The organism is Cellulomonas sp. NPDC057328, assembly GCF_042667215.1.
Lineage (GTDB): Bacteria > Actinomycetota > Actinomycetes > Actinomycetales > Cellulomonadaceae > Cellulomonas.
Genome location: NZ_JBHUZW010000184.1, coordinates 1 through 4,462, shown reverse-complemented (window position 1 = coordinate 4,462; position 4,462 = coordinate 1). Strand labels below are relative to the sequence as shown.

The 4,462-nt window shown below is 73.3% G+C and carries 3 protein-coding genes; 1 reads left to right on the top strand and 2 read right to left on the bottom strand.

Annotated elements, in window-relative coordinates:
- Positions 1-138: 138 nt before the first annotated feature.
- Complete coding sequence (locus ACFUMH_RS18625) at positions 139-2,529, bottom strand: glycoside hydrolase family 9 protein (RefSeq protein WP_378209026.1); 2,391 nt, start codon at positions 2,527-2,529, stop codon at positions 139-141.
- A gap of 240 nt (positions 2,530-2,769) precedes the next feature.
- Positions 2,770-3,744 carry a hypothetical protein gene (locus ACFUMH_RS18620; protein WP_378209024.1) on the bottom strand — a complete coding sequence of 325 codons (975 nt, stop codon included), beginning with the start codon at positions 3,742-3,744 and terminating at the stop codon, positions 2,770-2,772.
- A gap of 137 nt (positions 3,745-3,881) precedes the next feature.
- On the opposite strand from ACFUMH_RS18620, the gene ACFUMH_RS18615 reads away from it, so the two are divergent.
- Positions 3,882-4,421 carry a peptidylprolyl isomerase gene (locus tag ACFUMH_RS18615; protein WP_378209022.1) on the top strand — a complete coding sequence of 180 codons (540 nt, stop codon included), beginning with the start codon at positions 3,882-3,884 and terminating at the stop codon, positions 4,419-4,421.
- Positions 4,422-4,462 lie beyond the last annotated feature (41 nt).

Genomic DNA, 4,462 nt, shown 5'->3' with positions numbered 1-4,462 from the left:
CCCTCGTCGTGCGTCCTGACCGCCCCCGCGTCGGACGCACGCACCGCCGGCGGCTCACGGGATGAGCCCGGGCGGTGGTGGTTCGGCCCCGACCCGGCGACTCGGTGGTCGAGCCGGACCGGGGCCCGTCGGTGCCCCTCAGCCCACGGTGCAGGCCGTGCCGTTGACCGTGAAGGCCGTCGGCGCGGAGGTCCGGCCGGTGTGCGCGCCGTTGAAGCCGAGCGCCACGGACGCACCCGGGGCGAGGGTCGTGTTCCACGCGGCGCCGGTCGCCGTGACGCGTGCGCCGGTCTGCGCCCACGTCGCGGACCAGCCCTGCTGGAGGGTCTGGCCGGCGGGCAGGTCGAACGCGAGCGACCAGGTCAGCGGCGCGGAACCCGTGTTGGTGAGGCGGACCGTGGCCGTGAAGCCGCTGCTCCAGCTGTTCGCCGAGTACCGGACCGCGCAGGTCCCGGGGGACGTCGTGGGCGTGGGCGTCACGGTCGGCGTCGGCGTGACGGTCGGCGTGGGCGTCACCGTCGGCGTCGGCGTCACCGTGGGCGTCGGCGTCACGGTCGGGGTGGCCGTCGGCGTCGGCGTGGGCGTCGACGTCCCGTCCGGCACCGTGCCCCACACGAGACGTCCCGCCTCGTGCAGCGTGATCGCCGCCGTCTTCACCGGGTCGCCGGTGGCGGGCAGGCCCGCGGACGAGGGGTCGTTCGCCGCGTTCCACGCCGCTCCCCCGCTGACGCGGAACTGGATCTCGCGGCGGTGCTGCGACTGGCCGCCCGGGTGGATGTCCTGCCCGGCGCACCGCAGCTCGGCGTAGTACAGGTTCCCGCCGGCGTGCCGCACCGCGTTCGTCTGCGTGCCGCACTCGCTGTAGTTCGTCGAGACGGTCAGCCCCGACGCCGGGTCCGACCCGTCGAGCGTGAACCAGTACCGGATCGACGCGTCGCGCAGCGACCGCGCCGGGAAGGCCGACCGGTTGCGGATGATCGCCTTCACCTCGGTGAACGTCCCGCCGGCCGGCTGGTTGAGCTTCGCCTCGACGAACATCTCGTCCTGGTCGGGCCGCTCCGCCACGGGGAAGCCCGCCAGCGGCGTGCCGCCGTACTCCTCGGTGAGCCGCGCGAGCGCGGAGGTGAACCCGGCGTTGTAGTCCGTCGCGACCTCGTTGGCCACGTAGTCGGACCGGCTGTCGGTGTACGCGTCGTTCGCGGACCCGGGCCCGCCGACGAGCGCGCCGTACAGCACGTGCCGCGTCTCGGCCGGCTGCGTGAGCGAGTCCAGCCACGACCCGTGCGCGGTGCGGTGGTGCGGGTTCTGCGGCGGGTTGGCGCCGAAGCCGACGACGTACGACGACTTGCGCGGGTTGTCGCCGAGCGCGTAGTGGATCTGCCGCACGCCGAAGTCGTGGTACCGCGCCTTGCGCACGGGGTCGGTGAGCCAGTCGGAGTAGACGAGCGCGACGAACGACGTGTTCGCGGCGTACCGCAGCGCGCCCCACGAGTCGAGCACGGCCATGCCGCCGGGCGAGTAGCTCACGCGCGCGCCGTTGACGCCCACGGTCCAGTAGTCGAGCCAGCGGTTCGCGTCGTCGACGTACTTCTGCTTGCCCGTCTCCATGGCCAGCAGCGCGTACGCGGCGTACGACTTGTCGTCCCACGCGACGGTCCACTTGTACGACTTGGTCGTCGTCTGGTTCTCGTTGCTCAGCTTGTCGTACTCCGCCTCGGCCTTCGCGAGGTACGTCGCGTCGCCCGTCGCCTCGTAGAGCCAGTAGGCGCCCCACACCAGCTCGTCCTGGTAGCCGGACCACGACCGGTAGAACGACTGGGCGTCGGTGACGCAGTCGGAGTACTTCCCGCGGTACGTGTCGGCGAACGAGTAGAGCTGCTTCGCGTGCGTGAGCAGGTTCGACGCGTACGCCGGGTCGTCCTGGCGGAACAGCACGGACGCCGACGCGAGCGACGCGGCGGTCTCGGCGGCGACGTCGGAGCCGGGGCACGACGCGGTGATCTTGTACGCCGGCCGCGCCATGGTCATGACCTCGGCGGGGCCCCACCACTTGTGGTCGTCGTCGCCCTTGCCCACCTGCACGTAGAGCTCGTTCGGCGCGGTGTGCGCCTTGACGAAGTAGTCGTTGACCCAGCGCAGGTTGTCCTTCAGCTCGTCGAGCTGCCCGGCCGCCGTGTACCCCTGCGGGCTCTCGATCGCGCCCCACGCGAGCATGGTGGCCGTGAACGCCATCGGCAGGCCGAACTTCACGTGGTCGCCCGCGTCGTACCAGCCGCCGGTCAGGTCCTCCCCCACGTCGGCGCCGTCGCGCAGGCCGGAGTCGCCGCGCCAGGACACCGGGAAGTCGTCGGGCAGGTCGCCGGAGCGCTGCGCCTGGTAGAAGAACATCGACTTCTGCAGCGCCTCGGCGTAGTTGTACGCGGGCGCGGCGCTCGCCGCGGACAGCGGGACGGTGACCGCGCCGGCGGCGAGCGCGACGGCGGCGGCACCTGCCCACAGCGGGCGGCCGGCGCGTGCGGGACCAGACATGGACGTACCCCTTCACGAGGACGACGGCGAGCGCGGGTGGAGCGCTCCCACATGCCTCCGGCGAGGGCGACGGCGTCGTCGTCCGGGGCGGGGGCCGGGTGTGATGCTGCCGGACCGCCCGGCGTGGTGGAACGCCCGAAAGGTTTCAGCGGCCGCCCCGCCCCCGCCCCGCCCCCGACGCACGCCGGCCCCGGTCCGTGCGGACCGGGGCCGGTGCGTGCTGCGTCGAGGCGCGGTGGCTCAGGAGCCCGACGTGCCGCGCTCGTCCTGCGACCGCTGCTCGACGACCGGGTCCGGCGCGTCGCCGGTCGTGGCGGTCTCGGCGGGCAGGCCCTCGGTCGTGGCCGGAACGTCCGTCTGCAGGCCCTCGGTCGGCTTGGTCTGGTCCGGCGTCTTGGCGGCCGAGCGGCGGGTGACCTTGCGGGCGGTCTCCTCCGCGGCCTCCTTGGCCTCCTTGGCCTTCTCGGACAGGTCCTCCGTGGCGGCGGTGACGCGCTCGGCGGCCTTCTTGGTGGCCTCGCGGCTCTTGGCGACGGCGGACCCGGCGGCCTCGCCGACGGCGTCCGCGGCGTCGCCCGTGGCGGCCTGCGCGCGCGTGCGCAGGGACTCGGCGGTCGTCGAGTCGCCCGGCTCCCACGGCTCGGCCCACGGGTCGGTGGTGGAGCGCGAGCGCGCCCAGGCGAAGGCGGCGGCACCGGCGCCGAGCAGGCCCGCGACGAGGAGGAACCTCTTCCCGCCGGAGCCCTTCTTCTCGGCCTTGGCGGCCTCCTTGGCGGCCACCGCGGCGGCGGCCTTGGCGGCCTTCTTCGACTGCTTGCCCGCGACCGTCGCGGCGACCGTCGTCGCGGCCCCCGCCTTGACGGCGGCCTCGTTGACGGCGGCGACGACCTTCGGGATGAGCTCGGCGACGATCTTCTCGTGCGCCTGGTCGATCGCGGGCGTCGCCTTGAGCGCGGCCTTCTCGACCTGCGGCGCCGTGGCCCTGAGGCTCTCGCGGTACAGGTGCTCGACGCGCGGCGTGAGCCACTCGGCGAGGGCGTCGATCTTCGGGGTCGTCCACTCCTTCGCGTGGCCCGCCGCGTCGGACGCCTTCGCGGCGGCGTCGATGGCGCCGAGCTTCGCGACACCTGCGGCGTCGGCCAGCGACGCACCCAGACCCGCGGCCTGCACCTTCAGACGCTCGGTGTCCACGTCGATCTTCGGACGATGGGTCATGTCCACTCCCGGACTGGTCTCGACGACGGTGGGTTGTGGCCCCTCACTCTGCCACCGTCGTGCCTGGTCCGCCCCCTCTTCACCGGACGTCCACGGCTGCCCCGTGCGGCGTCGGTGGCCCGTGGAAGACTGGGCAGATGTTCGCGACCATCCACACGACCGCCGGTGACATCCGGGTCGAGCTCTACGAGAACCACGCGCCGCGCACCGTCGAGAACTTCGTCGGGCTGAGCACGGGCGCCATCGAGTGGACCGACCCGTCGACGGGCGCGCCCCGCACCGACCCCCTGTACAAGGACGTCGTCTTCCACCGCGTCATCCCCGGCTTCATGATCCAGGGCGGCGACCCGCTCGGCTCCGGCCGCGGCGGCCCCGGCTACCAGTTCGACGACGAGATCCACCCCGAGCTGACCTTCTCGGAGCCCTACCTGCTCGCCATGGCCAACGCCGGCAAGCGGATGGACCCGGTGACGGGCAAGGTCGGCGGCACCAACGGCTCGCAGTTCTTCATCTCCGTCGCGCCGACCACGTGGCTCAACGGCAAGCACACGATCTTCGGCAAGGTCGCGGACGACGCGGGCCGCCGGGTCGTCGACGCCATCGCCGCCGCGCCGACGCGTCCCGGCGACCGTCCGGTGCAGGACATCACGATCACGTCGATCTCCGTGGAGGACTGAGATCAGCACGTCGACGCCGGCCGGCGGCTCCCTCCCGGAGC